This window comes from Lentzea guizhouensis (assembly GCF_001701025.1).
Lineage (GTDB): Bacteria > Actinomycetota > Actinomycetes > Mycobacteriales > Pseudonocardiaceae > Lentzea > Lentzea guizhouensis.
Genome location: NZ_CP016793.1, coordinates 5,263,023 through 5,281,523, shown reverse-complemented (window position 1 = coordinate 5,281,523; position 18,501 = coordinate 5,263,023). Strand labels below are relative to the sequence as shown.

Below are 18,501 nucleotides of genomic sequence, written 5' to 3'. Positions count from 1 at the left end.
GTAGTCCTCCGCCGCCGAAGCGGGGGTGGACGCGGCTAATGAAGCCAGCACTACGGCAGCGGCAGCGAACCCGGCTTGCCATCTCGTCTTTGAGAGCGCTCTCACACCTCGTGACGGTAAACGCAGGATCGGTCCAGAACAAGCGCCGTTTCCACCCGAACGTGTCCGTACCTTGAAACGGCTTCAAGCAATAGCGTCGGAGGTCATGACCAACTCCACCGCGTACAGCCGGGATCTCGGCGACGAGCTGCGCCTCATCCGGGAGACGAGCACGGCGCTGCACGGCCGTGCCATGGCGAACCGGCTCGGCTGGGACCCGAGCAAGGTCTCCACCATCGAACACGGGAAGGCGCACGCGAGCGCGGGCGACATCATCCAGTACCTCACGGTGTGCGGCAAGGACCTGGAGTACATCGAGGCGTTCCAGGCCCGGTACCGCCACGCCTTCGACCCGATGCTCGCTCAGATGCCGGAGAACCTGCGCACCCTCACGATGGCCGAGGCGACGGCCACGAAGATCACCTGGGTGGACGTCATGACCGCCCCCGGCCTCGTCCAGACTGCGGAGTACGCGGACGCGTTGTACCGCAAGACGGGTCTCATAGCCCCGGAGAGAATCCCGATCTGTGTGCAGAACCGCATGAACCGACAGACGATCCTGCGCGGCGCGAGAAGGCCGGAGATCAGGATCTACGTCCTCGAACGAGCCCTGCAGACCTACGTCGGGGACAGAAGAGTCATGGAAGAGCAGTACCTCCACATGCTCTTCAACACGCACATGCTGCGGATCGTGCCTGACGACGACATCGTGCTGATGGCGGGCTGCGCACTTCTTGAGTTCGAGAAGGCGCCATCACTCGCCTACACCGATACCGATGTGGCCCAGGTCTTCGCTCAAGACAGCGCCGCCATCGACCACGTCACTCGCCTGTTCCGGCGACTGGAAGCGTTGGCCTTGGATCAGGAACAATCGAAGAGCAAGCTGATGGAGTACGTCAGCCGACTTCGAGAGGATCCTCATGGCGCAGGAACGGACCTGGCGTAAGAGCAGCTACAGCGGCGGCGGCAGCGAAAGCAGTGCCTGCGTCGAGGTGTCCCTGGACCACAACGCGCTCGTGCGGGACTCGAAGAACGCGAGCGGCGACGTGCTCGCGTTCTCGTCTCCCGCCTGGCAGTCGCTGCTCAGGTCCCTCGGTTCGCGTTGAGGTAGTTGTAGATCGTGTAGCGGGTGACCTCCAGGACGCTCGCCAGGTGGTCCACCGAGTCCCGGATCAGGAAGAACCCGGCCTCGTCCAACACCCGCACCACCTGCGACTTGTGCACCTTCTTCATCAGCTCGACCGGCACCCCGACATCCGCGATCGCCTTCTCCACCAGCACCCGCTGCAGCGTGTCCACGTCCTGCGGGAACGACTCGACCGGCCCGGACGCGGTGGGCTCGTGCGCCGCCAGCTTGTTGACGCACAAACACCCCACCGCCACCCCGGCAGCGTCACGCACGAAGGTCGTCGACGACCAGATCGCGCGGCCGTCCGGCGCATAGGTCTCGTAGCCGGGCATGTCCGTGGTCGTCCCCCGCCGCACCAGCCCCAGCAACAGGTCCGTCATCGGCCCACCGACCTGCCGTCCGGTCAGCGACCCCGCGATCGCGATGATCGAGTTCGGCAGCCGGGACAGGTCGTGCACCACGACCTCGGTGTCCGGGCCCAGCGCGGAGGCGAGGCTGTCGACGGTGGGCAGCAACGCCGACAGCGCCGCCGGGACCGTCGAGGTCGCCGTGCTGGACAACGACTTGAGAGCCGCCCGGACGCGTTCCAGGGTGCCGCGGGTCGTGGTGGCGTGCGGTGACAACCGGACGTGCTCCGGGCGGACGGTCGCGGTGATGCCGAAGGCGTTCAAGGCCTCCCCCACCACCGGCGCGGCTTCGGCCATCGTGAAAGCCAGGATGCCGGCCCGCCGTTCGCGGGCCGAGACGATCCGGCCGCCGCACGACCGGACGATCTCCTCCAGTTCCGCGACGACCTCGCCGACCGCGGTGTCGAGTTCGCCCACTCCGGCCAGTTCGACGAGTTCCAGCGCCTCCGCGAAGGCACCGGACACGACCGGGGAGAGGTTGGTGACGTTCCACGCAGCAGCGTCGGGGGCGGCGGCGTGGACCTCGTTGTCGAACAGGCCCGCGTCCACCGCGCCCGTCCAGCCGGAGAACACGGGTTGGAGCCGTTCCAGCGCGCGGTCCGACAGCACCACGAAACCGGTGCTCCAGCCCGCCCGCAGCCACTTCTGGCCGCCGACCACGAGCACGTCGGCGAGCTCCCACGGTTCGTCGACCACGCCGAACCCCTGGATGCCGTCGACGATCAGCAGGCGGTCGCCGATGACCTCGCGCAACGCCGCCAGGTCCGCGCGGTAGCCGGTGCGGAAGTCCACAGCGGACACCGAGAGCGCGGAAACCTCAGGCGTCAGGCGGGTTGCGACGGCGGCGGGCGCCACCGGTCCGTCGAACACGACCGACGGCAGGCCCGCGCGCACCCACGGGTAGGTGTTGGACGGGAACTCCGCCGCCGAGTACATGACCGTGCCGGACAGCCCGAACGCGGCCTGGAACAGGCCGGTGGAGGTGTTCGGGACGAGCGCCACGTGGTCGGTGTCGGTGCGGCACAACCGCGCGGCGGCGGCCTTGACGCGTTGCTCCTCGCGCATCAGCGTGTCCACTGTGGAGGGACCGGCGAGCGACGCCTGCTCCATCAGCCGGGCCGTGGCCGCCACCACCGGGATGGACGGCGGGCCGAAGCGGGCGAAGTCGAGGTACCCCTCCGGTTCGCGGAACTGGGCGAGGTACGAGGAGTTGATCACCTAGAGCACCTTTGCGAGGAACTGTTGCGTGCGCGGCTGCTGCGGGTTGTTGAACACGTCGGCCGGGGTGCCGGTCTCCACGACGGCGCCGTCGACGAGGAACACCACGCGGTCGGCGACCGAGCGCGCGAAGCCGATCTCGTGGGTGACCACGATCATCGTCATGCCGTCGCGGGCCAGCCCGGTCATCACGTCGAGCACCTCACCGACGAGCTCCGGGTCGAGTGCTGACGTGGGCTCGTCGAACAGCATCAGCTTGGGTTTCATCGCCAGTGCGCGGGCGATCGCAACACGTTGCTGCTGGCCACCGGACAGCTGCGCGGGATACGCACCGGCCTTGTCCGCCAGCCCGACGCGTTCCAGCAGGTCCCGCGCCTCCTTCACCGCGGTGGCCCGGTTGACGCCGAGCACCTGGACCGGACCTTCGAAGACGTTCTCCAGCGCCGTGCGGTGCGGGAAGAGGTTGAACCGCTGGAACACCATCCCGACGTCACGGCGCTGCCGGGCGACGTCGCGTTCCTTCAGCTCGTACAGCTTGCCGCCGGCCGCGCGGAACCCGACCGGCACGCCGTCGACCCAGATCCGGCCGGCGTCGATGGTCTCCAGGTGGTTGACGCACCGCAGGAACGTCGACTTGCCGGCACCGGACGGACCGAGCAGGCAGACGACCTCCCCGCGCTCGACCTCCATGTCGATGCCCTTGAGCACCTCGGTGTGACCGAACGACTTGCGGACCCCAACGGCCTCAACGAGGGCCATACGCACGCTCCAGGTAGTGCTGCCCGACCGACGCCAGCGACACCATCACCAGGTACCAGGCCGCGGCGGCGAACAGGGTTTCCATGATCTCCAGGTTGCGCGAGGCGATGTTGTTCGCGGCGTGGATCAGCTCCAGGAACGCGATCACCGACGCCATCGACGTGCCCTTGATCATGTTGATGAAGTTGTTGCCGGTCGGCGGGATGATCACCCGCATCGCCTGCGGCAGCACGACCCTGCGCAGCGTCGCCGACGGCGTCATGCCGATCGACTTGGCCGCCTCCGTCTGCCCGGGATCCACACTGGACAGACCGGCGCGGACGATCTCGGCCATGTACGCGCTCTCGTTGAGCCCCAACCCGAGCAGCGCGGCGACGAACGCGGTCATGACCACGTTGGTCGGCACGCTGAACAGCATCGGGATGCTGATGTTCTGGAACACCAGCGCGAGGTTGAACCAGATCAGGATCTGCAGCAGCACCGGCAGACCGCGGAAGAGCCAGATGTACCCGACGGCGAACCAGCGGGCGACCGGGTTGGCGCTCAGCCGCATCAGCGCGATCACCACACCGAGCACGATCGCGCCGCCCTGTGCCGCGACGGCGAGCACGATGGTATTGACCAGGCCTTCGAGCATGACGGGGTGCGCGAAGAATCCCGGCACGTGCTCCCACTGGATCTGCGCCTCCGCCATCGCCCAGCCGAGGCCGGCCAGCACGACGACGATGAGGCCCCCGCTGATCCACCGCCACGGGTGGCTCAGCGGGACGACCGTCAGTTCCTCACGTTCCTTCAGCTCACTTGCCATTGATCGCGGCCTTGGTGATCGCACCCTGCTTGATGTCCCAGTTGCCGAGGATCTTGGCGTAGGTGCCGTCGTCGATCAGGGCCTGCAGCGCACCCTTGATCGCCTCGCTGAGCTTGGCGTTCTGCTTGTTGACGCCGATGCCGTACGGCCCGCCGTTGATCGGCGCGAGCTCGACGACCTCGAAGAAGCCGCCGTCACCCGCGGTCTTGGCGACGTACACGGCGGTCGGCAGGTCGTTGAGGATCGCGGCGACGCGGCCGGTGCGCAGCTGGTTCTGGTTGCCGGTGTCGCTGTCGGTGACACTGACCTGCACCTCGGGCTTGCCGGCGGCGAGGCACTTCTGGCTCTGCTCCTTGGCGAACGTCTCCTGCGAGCTGCCCAGGTTGACCGCGACCCCCTTGCCACAGAGGTCGTCCGGCCCCTTGACCCCCTGCGGGTTGCCCTTCTGCACCATGATCGTGATGCCGGACGTGAAGTAGTCGACGAAGTCGATCTTCTGCTGGCGCTCAGCGGTGTCGTTCATCGCCGCCATGGTCACGTCGACGCGCCCGGTCTCCAAGCTGGTGATCAGCGAGCTGAACGCCATGTCGCTGTGCTCGGCCTTGAGCCCGATCTTGGCGGCGATCGCGTTGATCAGGTCGACCTCGGACCCCTGCGGGGTCTTGCCGTCCTCCTTGTAGAAGTTGTTCGGCGGGTTCTGGATGTTCGACCCGACCCGCAGCTTGCCGGTCTGCGCGATGGCGGGCGGCACCAGCGCGGCAAGCGTGTCGTCCTTCTTGACACTGGACAGGTCGGAGGACGGCGGAGGGGTCGTCTGCGCGTTGTCAGACGTGCCGCCACACGCGGTGAGCGTGGCGACGAGCAGCGTGGTCACGAGCAGGCGCGGCTTCATGGCCGGGAACCGTACAACGCGGAGTTGAAGACGTCCACAAAAAGTTGAAATCGTGATCCACCGCAGGTCACGGGAGCGCTGCGGCGGCGGGGTGCCGTCCCCCGAACAGGTGAACCCTGTCCTGATCCGTCCTCACCAGCGTCCTTCTCCACGTCCCGACTGCCACGACATCTCCGCCGCGACAGAAGGAAGGAGGCGGGCGGGCCGTGCGAAGTGAAGGAGGGTTCGGTGGGTGTCACGAGAACGACCGCCCGCCGGTGGTTGAGGCCGCGGTGAGGAGGTGGGCGTTCGGCGGTCACCGAGGCGCGCGACGCGGAGGCTGGCTGCGGCACGCGAAGCGGCAGGCAGCCGTGGTGGGCAGAACGTCAGCCAGCCGTGGTGGCGAAGCGGCACCAGCCGGTGCGCGAAGCGGCACCAGCCGTGGTGCGCGAAGCGGCAGCCAGCCGTGGCGCGTGGTGCCGGACGCCGGCCGCGGTGCGCGAAGCGGCAGCCAGCCGTGGTGCGCGAAGCGGCAGCCAGCCGTGGCGCGTGGTGCGGGACGGCAGCCGCCGTGCGGACGCCGGCCGTGGCGCGAGGCAGATGCCGGGCGTGGTGCGTGGCGCGAACGCCGGGCAGGCCGGACGACCGGCCGGAAGCCTGGGCAAGCCACCCACCAGCCCCGAAGCGTTCCCAACGCCACCCCGCCCCGGCCCTCCACCCAGAGCAGCCCGGACCCCTCGACCCCGGCAGCCCGGACCACGACGGGAATTCCGGAGGAGGGATCATCGTTGGAACGGACAGCCAACCTACGAGGAGGACCACATGGCGACGGTCGAGCTGACCACGGAGAACTTCGACGAGGTGGTCGGCGGTTCGGGGATCGTCCTGGTCGACTTCTGGGCCGAGTGGTGCGGGCCGTGCCGGGCGTTCGCGCCGACCTTCGAGGCGGCGTCGGAGAAGCACGAGGACGTGGTGTTCGGCAAGGTCGACACCGAGGCGCAGCAGGAGTTGGCTGCCACGTTCGGGATCCGGTCGATCCCGACGCTGATGATCGTGCGCGAGGGTGTTGTGCTGTTCGCGCAGCCGGGTGCGTTGCCGGGCAACGCGCTGGAGGACCTGATCGGGCAGGCGCGCGCGGTGGACATGGAAGAGGTCCGCGCGAAGGTGGCGCAGGCCCAGCAGCAGGGCTGACCAGCAACACTTACCCACATAGGTGATTCGTGCGGAGCTACTCCGGGTAGCCGACCTCCATGAACACCGACACGTCGACCGCACAGCTGGTGAGCCAGCTGTCCGAGCAGGTGAGCAGGCTCGCGCGCGGTGAGATTCGCCTCGCGGTCGCCGAGCTCAAGGACAAGGGCAAGCACGCCGGTGTCGGCGCCGGGATGTTCGGCGCGGCCGGCGTGTTCGCGTGGTGGGGTGGGCTGAGCGTTGTCGCCGGCCTGATCCTCGCCCTCTCGCTCGTGCTGCCCGGATGGGCGGCGGCTCTCATCGTTGCCGGAGGGCTCTTCCTGATCGCCGGTGTCGTGGCGCTGATGGGGCGCTCGCAGGTCAAGCAGGCCACTCCCCCCGTGCCGAGGCAGGCGGTGGAGAACGTCCAGCGCGACATCGCGACGATCAAGGAGAGTGCGCACCGATGAGCGATCCCAGGGAAGAGCTGCAGCGGGACGTCGAGCGCACCCGTCGTGAGCTCGGGGAGACCGTGGAAGCGTTGGCGCACAAGGTCGACGTGCCGGGGCGTGTGAAGGCGCAGGTGCACGAGACGACCGGTCGCGTGAAGGCACAGGCCAACGAGGCGGCCGAACGCGTCAAGGAGCAGGCGAACGAGACGGTCGTGCGGATGACCGCGGCGACCGACCAGGCGATCGACTCCCTGCCCGAACCCGTGGCCGCGCAGGTCGAGAAGGCGCGCCGGCATCCCGCTGCGATCGCGGCGGTGCTGATCGCGCTCATCGCCGCCATCTGGGCGATCACGAGGAGGACCCGATGAAGCTCCTGTACCGCCCGCTGGGCATGCTGGTCGGCGCGCTGGGAGGTTTCCTCGCGACCGCGATCTTCGGCCAGGTCTGGAAGCTCTTCTCGGGTGACAAGGAGGCGCCGAGCGCCACGATGCGCAACCGCGCGTGGTCCGAGGTGCTGCTGGCCGCGGCGTTGCAGGGCGCCATCTTCGGTCTGGTCAAGGCCGCGATCGACCGCGGCGGCGCCAAGGGGTTCCAGAAGCTCACCGGCGAATGGCCCGGCGACGAGGAAGACTGAGCCCGGCGACGAGGCTCGTCCCCGAAACATCCGGCACCGCCCAGGTCGCGAAACCCCAGGCACGCCCAGGTCGCGAACCCCGGGCACGTCGAGGCCCACGAACACCGGGCAGACCCAGCCGCGAACGCCCGGCACGCCCCAGGCTGCCGGGCGTTCGGCCCTGCGGAAGTTTGAACACTCAACTACCCTGGTGCGCATGCCACAGCCAGAGGGTGCCGAGCTGGACGCGATCAGGGCCAAGCGCGACGAGTTGCGCGAGCGGTACGTGAAGCCGTTGGCCGAACGCGGCGGCTCGCCGACCCAGGGGGTCCACCACATCGCGCTGATCTGCCGCGACGTCGAGGAGACCATCCGCTTCTACCAGGAGTTCCTCGGCTTCCCGCTGGTGGAGCTCGTGGAGAACCGCGACTACCGCGGCTCCAGCCACTTCTTCTTCGACCTCGGCAGCAAGAACCTGCTGGGGTTCTTCGACTTCCCCGGTCACGACCACCCGGCGTTCTCCGAGACGATCGGCGCCGTGCAGCACCTGGCGCTGTCGATCTCGCCCGAGCGGTTCGACGAGGTCAAGGCCAAGCTGGACGAGGGCGGGATCGAGTACCTGGGGCCCGACCGGGGCGTCGAGGACAGCCTGTACATCCGCGACCCCAACGGTGTAGGGATTGAGTTCTACCGGGAAGAGCTCGGCAAGTTCGAAGGCTCGACGCTCGTCAACTAAGGAGTCGCGCAGTGGCGCAAGAGGTCAAGGGCATCGTGGCCCGTGGCAAAGGTCAACCTGTCGAACTGACCTCGGTGCTGGTGCCCGACCCCGGACCCGGTGAGGCCGTGGTCAAGGTCCAGGCGTGCGGCGTCTGCCACACCGACCTGCACTACCGCGAGGGCGGCATCAACGACGAGTTCCCGTTCCTGCTCGGGCACGAGGCGGCGGGTGTCGTCGAGTCCGTCGGGGAGGGCGTCGCCGACCTGGAGCCGGGCGACTTCGTGGTGCTGAACTGGCGCGCGGTGTGCGGTACTTGCCGTGCCTGCAAGCGCGGCAAGCCGTGGTACTGCTTCTCCACGTTCAACGCGGCGCAGCCGATGACGTTGACCGACGGCACGAAGCTCTCGCCGGCGCTGGGCATCGGCGCGTTCGCCGAGAAGACGTTGGTCCACTCGGGACAGTGCACGAAGGTCGACCCGTCGGCCCGTGCCGCCGCGGTCGGTCTGCTGGGCTGCGGTGTGATGGCCGGTGTGGGCGCGGCGCTGAACACCGGTGGTGTCACGCGCGGCGACTCGGTGGCCGTGATCGGCTGCGGTGGTGTCGGCGACGGCGCGATCGCGGGTGCGCGCATCGCGGGTGCGGCGAAGATCATCGCGGTGGACACCGACCCGCAGAAGCTGGAGTGGGCCAAGGGTTTCGGCGCCACCCACACGATCAACGTCCGCGACGTCGACGACGTGGTGACGGAGATCCAGCGGCTGACCGACTCGTTCGGCGCGGACGTGGTGATCGACGCGGTGGGCCGCCCGGAGACGTGGAAGCAGGCCTTCTACGCCCGCGACCTGGCCGGCACCGTGGTGCTCGTCGGCGTTCCGACGCCGGACATGCGGCTGGAGATGCCGCTGATCGACTTCTTCTCGCGCGGCGGTTCGCTGAAGTCCTCGTGGTACGGCGACTGCTTGCCCAGCCGTGACTTCCCGATGCTGGTCGACCTCTACCAGCAGGGCCGGTTCGACCTGGACGCGTTCGTCACCGAGGAGATCCCGCTGGACGGCGTGGAGGGCGCGTTCGAGAAGATGCACCACGGCGAGGTGCTGCGTTCGGTGGTGGTGTTCTGATGGCGCTGCGGGTCGACCACGCGGTCACGTCCGGCACGTTCTCGCTGGACGGCGAGACGTTCGACGTCGACAACAACGTCTGGGTGATCGGCGACGACACCGAGTGCGTCGTGATCGACGCGCCGCACGACGTCGACGCGATCCTCGAGGTCGTCAACGGCCGCAAGGTCAAGGCGATCCTGCTGACGCACGCGCACGACGACCACGTGCGGGTGGCTCCGGACCTGGCGCACATCACGGGCGCTCCCCTCGCGCTGCACCAGGCCGACCGCATCGTGTGGGAGCTGACGCACACCGGCGTGATCCCGCACGAGGCGCTGCAGGACGGCCAGGTGCTCACGGTCGCCGGCGCGGAGATCCACGTGCTGCACACGCCGGGCCACTCGCCCGGCGCGGTGTGCTTCTACGTGCCGTCGCTGGGCGCGGTGTTCACCGGCGACACGCTGTTCCAGGGCGGGCCGGGCGCCACGGGCCGGTCGTTCTCGGACCGCCCGACGATCGAGCAGTCCATCCGGGAGAAGCTGCTGGAACTGCCCGGTGCCACCGTGGTGCACACGGGCCACGGCCCGGACACCACGATCGACGCCGAACGCTTCTAGTAGCGTGTCGCTGCTAGAACCGCGGAGGCCGCTTCTCCAGGAACGCCGACACGCCTTCCGCGTAGTCGGCGCTGGAGGCGGCCTCCGCGTACAGCGCCCGCACGACGTCGTCCTCGTGCCCGCCCTCGGTGATCGAGCCGACGATCTTCTTCGCGCCCCGCACGCTCACCTGCGCCCGCCCGGCGATCTGCTCGGACAGCTCCGCCACCCGCGTGGTGAGGTCCGAGGTCACCTCGTTGACGAGCCCGATCCGCAACGCCGTCGCCGAGTCGATCAGGTCGGCGGAGAACAGGATCTGCTTCGCCCACGCCGGCCCGACCACGTCAACGAGCTGCTTCGTGGACGTGAAGTTGTAGACGATGCCCAGTTTCGCCGGAGTGATGCCGAAACGCGCGTCGGAAGAAGCCACCCGGATGTCGCAGGCGAGCGCGATCTCGCAACCGCCGCCCACGCAGAAACCGGAAATCGCGGCAATCGTGGGCTTGTCGAGCTGAACAATGGCGCGCTCACCCTGGTGCACGGCTTCGCCGTAGTGCGCGGCGCCTTCCGCACCCCGGCGCAGGGTGGAGAACTCGGCGATGTCGGCACCGGCCGAGAAGTGTTCGCCACCCCGGATGACCAGCACGCGGATGCTGTCGTCGGCCGAGACGCGGGCCATCAGACCGGGCAGTGCCGACCACATCTCGTAGCTCATCGCGTTGCGCTTGGCCGGCCGGTCGATCGTCAGCGTGGCGACCGGACCGGCCGCGGTCAGCTCCAGGAAATCACTCACTTGCCGCACGATACAGCGCGAATTGTGGCGGCACGCCGGGCCTCGTTGGGGTAGGAACGCAATCACGCCAGTGAGTTCCGCGAAGACGGGAGGAACGCGTGACCGCGGCCGGCACCGGGGCTGCCACCCTCCGCACGTTCGCGGTGCGGTTGCGCAGCAGCGCACCGGTCTCCGCGCGCATCCTCTCCGAGCTCGCGAGCGAGCTCGACCGGGGCGGGCCGGTGTCGGACCTGCTCTGCTCGCACAGCGCGGTGCACAGCCCGTTGTTCGGCGTCCAGGCGCTCGCGGGCGTGCGGCTGCTGATGTTGTCGGGGCGTGCTCCCGAGCTGTCGCAACGGTTCGCGAGCGCGCACGCGGCGGCGATGGCGGGCGAGTCGGACTCCACGGCGTTGCTGGCGTGGCTGGCGGCGCGGCGGGCGATCGTGGACAACGCGGGCGAGATCCTCGCGGCGCTGGACCGAACCGTGCAGCAGCACCAGCCGAAGACCGCGGGGTGGCTCCTGCGCGGCCTCACGATGATCGGCGCGCCCAAGATCCGGTTGCTGGAGCTCGGCGCGTGCGCGGGGCTGAACCTGATCCTGGACCGCTACCGGTGGTTCGGCCTCAACTGGGAGTGGGGCGACAAGGACTCGCCCGTGCGGCTCGCGGCCACGGGACCGCGGCCGCCGGAGTTCGAGATCGTCGCGCGGGCCGGGTGCGACCTGCAGCCGCGCGACCCCGCCGACCCGAAGCACGCGATGATCCTGCACTCGTTCATCCCGCCGGAGCACGACGCGCTGCGCTGGGACCTCGACGACGCGATCGAGCTGGCGGGCAAGGTGGGCGTGCAGGTCGCGCGGTCGCCTGCCGGGCGGTGGCTGCGGGAGAACCTGGTGCCACCGGCCGAACGCGGCACCTACACGGTGGTCTGGCACAGCTCGTTCTGGCCGTACCTGACCGAGGACGAGCGGCACGAGATCGAGTCCACGCTGACCGCGGCGGCGGGCTCGATGCCGTTGGCGCGGGTGGCGTACGAGGCGGTCGACTTCCGGTCGAACCCCCGGTTGACGGTGACGATCTACAGCTGAACAGTCCGTGAACGGTCAATCGCACACCGTGGTGCCGGCGGGGCGTCCCCCTCTAAGTTGCGGTCGCGTGAAAACCATTCTCGCCACCGCCGTCCTGCTCGCCGCGAGCATCGCCGCCACCGCCGCTCCCGCCCAGGCCGCCGTCTCCGACTACGACCTCGCCCTGCACTGGGCCCCGGTGCACCACCAGGACACCGACTCGTCCGACCACGACGCCGACTACCTGTCCACAGTGGACTTCGACGGTGACTGGAACGGGCTGAACAACTGGGAGAACCAGCCGACGCTGAGCCGCCTCACCGGTGCCGCCTACTACTCGGTGACCGAGACGCAGACGCACTGGTTCCTGGTCTACTCGTTCTTCCACCCGCGCGACTGGGACGACCAGCCGGACCCGTTCGGCATCACCACGCACGAGAACGACCTGGAGGGCGCGCTGTTCGTGGTGCGCAAGGACTCCGGGTTCGGCCGGCTCGAAGCCGCGGTCACGGTGGCGCACAGCGACTTCTACTCCTACGTGCCGGCCGGGTCGACGTACCGGAACGGGTCGGAGACGATCGACGGCACGCTGCTGCTCTCGTCCGGCCGTCCCACCACGCGCCAGGAGGCCAAGGGCCACGGCGTGTACCGCTGGGACGGCAACGACTTCCCCGGTGGCGACGGCGTGGTCTACTACCCCGCAGCCACCGGTGAGGTGCCCTCCGGCGGCAACGACCGGGACGTGAAGTACCGGCTGGTGGACACGTTCGCCGCGAACGGGATGTGGGCGCGGCGCAACAACTCCGAGACCTACGCGTCGTTCGGCACGTTCCGGGGCGACAACGGCAAGGACAACGCGGCGAACGCGCCCTGGGGCTGGGACGACCAGAACGACGGCGCGTTCTACCGCGGTTACCTGGCGACGCACCCGGCCGAGCTGGTCGACTCGTACTTCTCCAACAAGGGCACGTTCAGCCTGACCTACGTGCGCAACGCCTACCGGGCTTGAGGGAGCAGCTTCCGCAGGACGGTGAGCGCGTCGTCAATCGGGTCGCCGGTCCACCGCTGGAGGTTGACCGCGAACGACAGCTGGCGCTTGCCGTCCTCGCTGCTGAACGACCACGTGCCCGCGCCCCACACCGAGCCGTCGTGGCCCCGGAGATCGTCGTCGTGCCGGTGCAGACCAAGGCCGTACTCGACGCGCGAGCCGTCGAAAGCGGTGACCGGGCCGGTTTCCTTCATCTGCGCCAACGACTCCCTCGAGACGATCTTGCCGTCCAACAGGCCGGCGTAGAACAGGTTGAGGTCCTCCAGCGTCGAGATCAGCGACGCGGAGACGCCCACCCACGACATGTCGTAGACGCTGTAGTCGCGGGGCGGGTCGAGCAGGCCGGACAACGCCTCGTACATCTTCGGGTGCGGGCCCTCGATGTGGGTGCCGGTCGGGAACATCGTGTTGCGCAGCCCGGCGCGTTCGATGACGTGCCGGGTGATGAACCGCTCCGCCTTGGTGCCGGTGACCTTCTCCAGCAGCCGGCCCAGCAGCAGGTAGCCGGTGTTGGAGTAGGTGCCCGGCTCGACGGCGGGCGCCTCGACGCCGAGCTTGATCAGCTCGGTCGGGTAGAAGTGCCGGAACTGGTTGTCCGCCAGGCTCTGCGGCGAGCCGTTCAGCAGTGAGGGGAAGGCGAGGAACCGGTAGTCGGCGAGGCCGCTGGTCATGTTCAGCAGGCTGCGCACGGTGATCTCGCGGTCGGCCGGCACGAGCCGCAGGTGGCGGCTGATCGGGTCGTCGAGCCGGATCCGCCGCTGTTCGGCCAGCAGCAGCACGGCGGCGGCGGTGAACGTCTTGGTCACGCTGCCGACCCGGTGCCGCATGTCCGGCGTGGCCTCCCCGGCTGCGGCGCGCCACACCTGCCCGTCGACGCGCAGCTCGGCCCACACACCCGGTACACCGGCTGTATGCACGTCGTCGACCGCGTGCTGGAACTCTGCGTGCACCCCGCTCACCCCGCCAACGCCCGGCGCAGCACGTCACCGATCTCGGCGAACTGGCGCTGCGACACGTCGGCGGACAGCAACGCCTGCGAGCCGTGGAACGTCCCCGGCCACTGGTGCAGCTCGACCTGCACGTCGGCCTGCATGAGCCGCATCGCGTAGGCGAGGTCCTCGTCGCGGTTCGGGCAGTACTCGGCCGTCGCGACGTAGGCGGGCGGCAGGTCGGACAGGTCGTCCGCACGCGCGGGCGCCGCGTAGGGGTCGGCCGGCCTGCCACCGAGGTAGTGCTGCCACGCCAGGGCCGCCTTGGCGCGGTTGTACCAGGGCGTGTCCGTGAAGTGGCGGGCCGACCAGGTGCTGAGCCGGTCGTCGAGCCCCGGCTGGTGCAGCAGCTGGAACCGGATCGGCGGCCCCTGCTCGTCGCGTGCCTTCAACGCCAGCGCCGCCGCCAGCCCACCACCCGCGCTGTGCCCGCCGACCGCGATCCGGCCGGGGTCGACGCCGAGCTCGTCCGCGTGGTCGTGCACCCAGTTGAGCACCGCCCAGGCGTCGTCGAACGCGGCCGGGTACGGGTTCTCCGGCGCCAGCCGGTAGCCGACGGAGATCGTCACAGCGTTCGACCGCGCGGCGACCCTGGACGCCCACGGGTGCTCGGTGACGACGTCCCCGAGCACCCAGCCACCACCGTGCATCCAGATGACCGCGCCTTGCGCGTCGTGCGGCCGGTAGACGCGCACCGGCACCCCGGGATCGGCGGGCACGACGAGGTCCTCGACGTCCATGCCACCGGTCTCCGCCGGGATGCCGGCCGCCAGCTCGGCGAGGAAGCGGCGCTCCTGCACCACGTCCGTCAGCTCGGCCTTGGGGAAGAACGGCACGAACGCCTCGAGTTCGGGATCCATGCCGGCAATCCTCTTCGGTCCCGCCCCGCGGATCAGCCGACGCCCGTCGCCCGATCCGCCTCGGTCGCGCACCGATCGTCGCTATCGTCGGCGGAATGGAGGCATTGGCGACCCGGCTGTCGAACCTGGACTCGCACGTCGAAGGTGCGATCAGGGTCGTGATGTTCTACGACACCCTGATGCGCCGCCGGGTCGACCTGCCCGCGCTGGCACGGGCGTCGGCGGGGCTGGCGGAGTGCGTCGCGGGCATCCGGTTGCACAGCACCGGGAAGGTGGTCCGGATGTCGCCGGGCGGCACGCGGGCACCGGAACCGGCCGGGCCGTGGTCGTCGGTCGCGGCGATCACGCTGGACGGCGAGGAGATCGGCCAGGTGTGGCTGGAACGCCCCGCGGCAGCACCGCCCAGCCCACCGCCGCGCAGTCCCGGACCGCCGCCGCACCACCCAACCCGCCGCACCACCCAGCCCGTCACGCAACCCCAGCCCGCCGCACCACCTCAGGCCGCCGCACCACCTCAGGCCGCCGCACAGTCCCGGCCCGCCGCACCACCCAGGCCGCCGCACAGTCCCAGGCCGCCGCACAGTCCCGGCCCGCCGCACCACCCAGGCCGCCGCACAGTCCCAGCCCGCCGCACCACCCAGGCCGCCGCACAGTCCCAGCCCGCCGCCACACCGACTCGACTCGCCGCGACCCTCTCGCCCTCGACGAGGTGCTCCTCGATCGGCTGGCGATCGCCGCGGCCGTGGTCGAACGCTACGGCCCGCCCGCACCACCATGGCCGACCCCGCCCTGGTCGAGCTCGTCATCAGCGCCGGCACCGACGCGGCGGCCCGCGCACGGGCGTTGCGGCTGCTCGGCTTCCCGCGGGCCTGCCGCTGCGGGTGGCCGCTGTGGTGACCGAGCTGCCGCTGGACCGGTGAGCGCCGCCGTGTGCCCGGACCGTCCGGTGAAGGGCGGCGGTCGACGGCGTGGGCGTCGTGCTGGCCGGGCACCTCGCGGGGTTCCCGGACGGCGTCCTGGCCGGTGTCGGCACCTCCCCCTGCCCGGCCCGCGCCTGGACCGAGGCCCGCACCGCCCTCCGCTTCACCACGGTCCGCACCCCGGTCATCAGCCACGACGACCTGGGTGCGCTGGCGTTGCTCGCCCACGTGCCCGTGGAGGTGTTGCGCGCCAACGCCGACGTGGTCGCCCTGACCGCACTGTCCGAAGAGGACCGGGACACGCTCGACGCCTACTGCGCCACCGGTTCGCTGCGCCGCGCCGCCGACCTGCTGCACCTGCACCACAGCAGCGTCTCCCGCCGCCTCGACCAGATCGGCCGCAGCGTCGACGTCTCCGACCTGGCCAGGACGAAGCTCGCCCTGGCCGCGCTCAAGTTGCTCGACTAGGCCTGCGCGGTCGGGCGCACGACGATCTCGTTCACGTCCACCTCGGCCGGCTGCTCGATCGCGAACGCCACCGCACGCGCGATCGCGTCCGGTGGGATCGCGATCTCGTCGCGCATGCCGGCGATGCGAGCCCTCACCTCGGGATTGCTCGACGCCTCCGCGAACCCGGTGTGCACGAAGCCGGGGAACACCGTCGTCACCCGCACGGCAGGCCCCGCCTCCTGCCGCAGCCCCTCGCAGATCGCCCTGACCGCCACCTTGGTGCCCGCGTAGACCGCCATCGACGGCACGACACCGAACGCCGCGGTGGACGAGGTGGTGACGAAGTGGCCGGACTGCTGCGAGCGGAACACCGGCAACGCGGCGGCGATCCCGTGCAGCACGCCCTTCACGTTCACGTCGACCATCTCGTCCCACTCGTCGACGCGCAGGTCGTCGAGTGGTGAGATCGGGCCCGCGCCCGCGTTGCCCACCAGCACGTCGAGCCGCCCGAACCGTTCCTGGGCCAATGCCACCAACGCGTGCAGGTCCTCGCGCCGGGTCACGTCCGTACGTGCGTGCACCGCCGTGCCGCCGGCCGCCGAGATCCGGTCCGCCAACGCCGCCAGCCGATCCGACCGGCGAGCCCCGAGCACGAGCCGGGCACCCCGGGAGGCGAGCAGCACCGCCGTCGCCTCACCGATCCCGCTGCTCGCGCCGGTGATCGCCACAACCTTGTCATCCATGCCCCCAGCCTGCGATGCGCTCAGCCTGGTATCCAGAGTCCGTTTATTCTGGTACTACGGGTGCCATGAGAACACCGGAGCAGCGCCGCGAGATGGGTACGTTCCTGCGCAGCCGCCGGGAACGGCTCACCCCGGCGCAGGCGGGCCTGCCCCGCACGTCCCGGCGCCGCACCCCCGGGCTGCGCCGCGAGGAGCTCGCCGTGCTCGCCGGGATCAGCGCCACCTGGTACACGTACCTGGAGCAGGGCCGCGACGTGCAGGCGTCCGACCAGGTGCTCGACGCGCTCGCCTCGGCACTCGGGCTCGATCCGTCCGAAAAGGACCACCTGTTCCGGCTCGCCGGGCGCACCAGGCCGCAGACCCGCGAGGCGGAGACCATCACCGCGGAAGTCGCGGCCGTGCCCCAGCTCCTGCATCCACACCCGGCGTACGTCATCGGCGCGACCTACGACGTGCTCGGCCACAACCAGGCAGCTGCCGAGCTTTTCCCGGTGCTGCACCAGGAAAAGCCGAACTTCGCGCGCTGGACGTTCACCGACCCGCTGGCACGCGAGATCGTGGTCGACTGGGAGAAGGAGGCACGCGGGCTGCTCGCCCGGCTGCGCACCCTCGCCGGCCGCCACCCCGGCGACGAGCGGTTCGCGGCGCTGATCGACGAGCTGCACGACGCCAGCCAGGAGGTGCGCTCCTGGTGGCCGCACCACGAGGTGCAGGACCAGGGCAGCGGCCGCAAACGCCTGCGCCACCCCGAGTCCGGGCCGCTCGACTACGCCTACACGGCGTTCCACCTCGCCGAGCAGCCCGACCAGACGCTGGTCGTCTACGCGGACGCACGGCCCTGCTGAGCCGTCACAGCTGTTCTTTCAGGCGGCGTTCGGGTACATGCGGGCCATTCCCGGCGGCGCGGCGAAGGGCGCCCACGTGCCTTCCGCCTGCGCCAGCCGGTCGGCCACGACCCACAGCACGGAAGCGTTGAAGCCGTACCCCAGATGAGACGAGGACACCTGGACGTTCTCCCGCAGCGGACCCGGTTCCTCGACGCACGACTCCCACGACACGATCCCGTCGGTCTTGGAGTAGATCGACGTGGCGGGCACCCGCATCGGCGGCCTGGTCGACTCCGGCGGCGGGAACTCGTCGCGCGGGATGTGCAGCCGGGAGAGCAACGCGAACGCCGGCATCGCCCGTGACTGCACGGGATCCGACATGTTGTACGGCGAGCCCATCGTGATCACCTGGCGCACCCGGCGCGGGTGGTCGCGCGCCATCTCGCGCGCGAAGATGCCGCCGAGCGACCAGCCCACGATCGACACCGGGCCGTGCTCGTCGGAGACCTTCTTCACCAAGGCGTGCATGCCGTCCACGGCCCGGCGCGTCGGCCCGATGTTGCGCCCCAGCCCCCACGGGTTCACGCGATAGCCCAGACCGGACAGGAACCGGCGCAGCATCACGGTGGAGGAGTCGGCGGCACCGAGGCCGGGGAACACGAGCACCGGGTGCCCGTCACCGGCGGGAGCACCGCGCAGCATCGACCGGGTGGCGACGAACTCGCCGACGTCGAGCGCGCAGCGGGTGGGCTCGGTGAGGTACCAGAACAGACCGGGAGCGCTGCCTCTCACCACGTGCAGGGAGGTGGCCGCAGGAACGTCGAAGAACTCGTCCGAAGGTACGGCGGACATATGAGCCTCCCCACACGTCGACAACCCCGAGCC

Annotated in this window: 23 protein-coding genes; 14 read left to right on the top strand and 9 right to left on the bottom strand. The window is 69.9% G+C overall.

Annotated features, from left to right (window positions below):
* Window positions 1-205 precede the first annotated feature (205 nt).
* Window positions 206-1,045: a helix-turn-helix domain-containing protein gene (locus BBK82_RS26120; RefSeq protein WP_065917373.1), complete on the top strand. Its 840-nt coding sequence runs from the start codon at window positions 206-208 to the stop codon at window positions 1,043-1,045.
* Window positions 1,020-1,205 carry a DUF397 domain-containing protein gene (locus BBK82_RS26115; RefSeq protein WP_065917372.1) on the top strand — a complete coding sequence of 62 codons (186 nt, stop codon included), beginning with the start codon at window positions 1,020-1,022 and terminating at the stop codon, window positions 1,203-1,205. Before BBK82_RS26120 ends, BBK82_RS26115 begins: the two co-directional genes overlap by 26 nt.
* On the opposite strand, the gene BBK82_RS26110 is transcribed toward BBK82_RS26115, so the two are convergent.
* The 4 genes from BBK82_RS26110 to BBK82_RS26095 are packed head-to-tail and all read right to left on the bottom strand — an operon-like array spanning window position 1,183 to window position 5,312.
* The gene (locus BBK82_RS26110; protein WP_065917371.1) at window positions 1,183-2,853 is read right to left on the bottom strand and encodes an aminotransferase class V-fold PLP-dependent enzyme; all 1,671 of its coding nucleotides are present in this window, start codon (window positions 2,851-2,853) and stop codon (window positions 1,183-1,185) included. The genes BBK82_RS26115 and BBK82_RS26110 overlap by 23 nt on opposite strands.
* Entirely contained in the window at window positions 2,854-3,612 is a 759-nt protein-coding gene (locus tag BBK82_RS26105) for an amino acid ABC transporter ATP-binding protein (protein ID WP_065917370.1), read from the bottom strand.
* The gene (locus BBK82_RS26100; RefSeq protein WP_065917369.1) at window positions 3,599-4,420 is read right to left on the bottom strand and encodes an amino acid ABC transporter permease; all 822 of its coding nucleotides are present in this window, start codon (window positions 4,418-4,420) and stop codon (window positions 3,599-3,601) included. Before BBK82_RS26100 ends, BBK82_RS26105 begins: the two co-directional genes overlap by 14 nt.
* Window positions 4,410-5,312: an ABC transporter substrate-binding protein gene (locus BBK82_RS26095; protein WP_065917368.1), complete on the bottom strand. Its 903-nt coding sequence runs from the start codon at window positions 5,310-5,312 to the stop codon at window positions 4,410-4,412. The genes BBK82_RS26100 and BBK82_RS26095 overlap by 11 nt, the downstream gene beginning before the upstream one ends.
* 801 nt (window positions 5,313-6,113) lie before the next feature.
* Here BBK82_RS26095 and trxA point away from each other — a divergent pair.
* From trxA to BBK82_RS26060, 7 genes are all read left to right on the top strand, one after another.
* The gene (gene trxA, locus BBK82_RS26090; RefSeq protein ID WP_065917367.1) at window positions 6,114-6,482 is read left to right on the top strand and encodes a thioredoxin; all 369 of its coding nucleotides are present in this window, start codon (window positions 6,114-6,116) and stop codon (window positions 6,480-6,482) included.
* A 59-nt stretch (window positions 6,483-6,541) separates the two neighbouring features.
* Window positions 6,542-6,931: a phage holin family protein gene (locus tag BBK82_RS26085; RefSeq protein WP_065917366.1), complete on the top strand. Its 390-nt coding sequence runs from the start codon at window positions 6,542-6,544 to the stop codon at window positions 6,929-6,931.
* The gene (locus BBK82_RS26080) at window positions 6,928-7,281 is read left to right on the top strand and encodes a DUF3618 domain-containing protein (RefSeq protein WP_065917365.1); all 354 of its coding nucleotides are present in this window, start codon (window positions 6,928-6,930) and stop codon (window positions 7,279-7,281) included. Before BBK82_RS26085 ends, BBK82_RS26080 begins: the two co-directional genes overlap by 4 nt.
* Window positions 7,278-7,547: a DUF4235 domain-containing protein gene (locus BBK82_RS26075; protein ID WP_065917364.1), complete on the top strand. Its 270-nt coding sequence runs from the start codon at window positions 7,278-7,280 to the stop codon at window positions 7,545-7,547. The genes BBK82_RS26080 and BBK82_RS26075 overlap by 4 nt, the downstream gene beginning before the upstream one ends.
* A 196-nt stretch (window positions 7,548-7,743) precedes the next feature.
* The gene (locus tag BBK82_RS26070) at window positions 7,744-8,262 is read left to right on the top strand and encodes a VOC family protein (protein ID WP_065921353.1); all 519 of its coding nucleotides are present in this window, start codon (window positions 7,744-7,746) and stop codon (window positions 8,260-8,262) included.
* Window positions 8,263-8,273: 11 nt separating this feature from the next.
* The gene (locus BBK82_RS26065; protein WP_065917363.1) at window positions 8,274-9,362 is read left to right on the top strand and encodes an S-(hydroxymethyl)mycothiol dehydrogenase; all 1,089 of its coding nucleotides are present in this window, start codon (window positions 8,274-8,276) and stop codon (window positions 9,360-9,362) included.
* A complete protein-coding gene (locus BBK82_RS26060) occupies window positions 9,362-9,961 on the top strand; it encodes an MBL fold metallo-hydrolase (protein ID WP_065917362.1) in 600 nt (199 codons plus the stop codon). Before BBK82_RS26065 ends, BBK82_RS26060 begins: the two co-directional genes overlap by 1 nt.
* Window positions 9,962-9,974: 13 nt before the next feature.
* On the opposite strand, the gene BBK82_RS26055 is transcribed toward BBK82_RS26060, so the two are convergent.
* Complete coding sequence (locus tag BBK82_RS26055; protein ID WP_065917361.1) at window positions 9,975-10,733, bottom strand: enoyl-CoA hydratase-related protein; 759 nt, start codon at window positions 10,731-10,733, stop codon at window positions 9,975-9,977.
* Between the two features lie 98 nt (window positions 10,734-10,831).
* On the opposite strand from BBK82_RS26055, the gene BBK82_RS26050 reads away from it, so the two are divergent.
* The gene (locus BBK82_RS26050) at window positions 10,832-11,800 is read left to right on the top strand and encodes a DUF2332 family protein (protein WP_065917360.1); all 969 of its coding nucleotides are present in this window, start codon (window positions 10,832-10,834) and stop codon (window positions 11,798-11,800) included.
* Window positions 11,801-11,867: 67 nt separating this feature from the next.
* Window positions 11,868-12,788, top strand: a complete 921-nt coding sequence (locus tag BBK82_RS26045) for a hypothetical protein (RefSeq protein WP_154697494.1) — start codon at window positions 11,868-11,870, stop codon at window positions 12,786-12,788.
* Here BBK82_RS26045 and BBK82_RS26040 read toward each other — a convergent pair.
* Window positions 12,776-13,777 carry a serine hydrolase domain-containing protein gene (locus BBK82_RS26040; protein ID WP_065921351.1) on the bottom strand — a complete coding sequence of 334 codons (1,002 nt, stop codon included), beginning with the start codon at window positions 13,775-13,777 and terminating at the stop codon, window positions 12,776-12,778. The two genes, BBK82_RS26045 and BBK82_RS26040, sit on opposite strands and share 13 nt — an antisense overlap.
* Window positions 13,778-13,782: 5 nt before the next feature.
* A complete protein-coding gene (locus tag BBK82_RS26035) occupies window positions 13,783-14,676 on the bottom strand; it encodes an alpha/beta hydrolase (protein ID WP_065917359.1) in 894 nt (297 codons plus the stop codon).
* A gap of 95 nt (window positions 14,677-14,771) precedes the next feature.
* Here BBK82_RS26035 and BBK82_RS54325 point away from each other — a divergent pair, with 95 nt between their 5' ends.
* Together BBK82_RS54325 and BBK82_RS26025 are read left to right on the top strand one after the other, a co-directional pair.
* Complete coding sequence (locus BBK82_RS54325) at window positions 14,772-15,596, top strand: hypothetical protein (protein ID WP_237047579.1); 825 nt, start codon at window positions 14,772-14,774, stop codon at window positions 15,594-15,596.
* A 48-nt stretch (window positions 15,597-15,644) separates the two neighbouring features.
* Window positions 15,645-16,064: a helix-turn-helix domain-containing protein gene (locus tag BBK82_RS26025; protein ID WP_065917357.1), complete on the top strand. Its 420-nt coding sequence runs from the start codon at window positions 15,645-15,647 to the stop codon at window positions 16,062-16,064.
* Here the strand turns inward: BBK82_RS26025 and BBK82_RS26020 are convergent.
* Window positions 16,061-16,789, bottom strand: a complete 729-nt coding sequence (locus tag BBK82_RS26020) for an SDR family oxidoreductase (RefSeq protein WP_065917356.1) — start codon at window positions 16,787-16,789, stop codon at window positions 16,061-16,063. The two genes, BBK82_RS26025 and BBK82_RS26020, sit on opposite strands and share 4 nt — an antisense overlap.
* Window positions 16,790-16,854: 65 nt before the next feature.
* Here BBK82_RS26020 and BBK82_RS26015 point away from each other — a divergent pair, with 65 nt between their 5' ends.
* The gene (locus BBK82_RS26015) at window positions 16,855-17,634 is read left to right on the top strand and encodes a helix-turn-helix transcriptional regulator (protein ID WP_065917355.1); all 780 of its coding nucleotides are present in this window, start codon (window positions 16,855-16,857) and stop codon (window positions 17,632-17,634) included.
* A gap of 18 nt (window positions 17,635-17,652) precedes the next feature.
* On the opposite strand, the gene BBK82_RS26010 is transcribed toward BBK82_RS26015, so the two are convergent.
* Window positions 17,653-18,468: an esterase/lipase family protein gene (locus BBK82_RS26010; RefSeq protein WP_065917354.1), complete on the bottom strand. Its 816-nt coding sequence runs from the start codon at window positions 18,466-18,468 to the stop codon at window positions 17,653-17,655.
* Window positions 18,469-18,501: the final 33 nt, after the last annotated feature.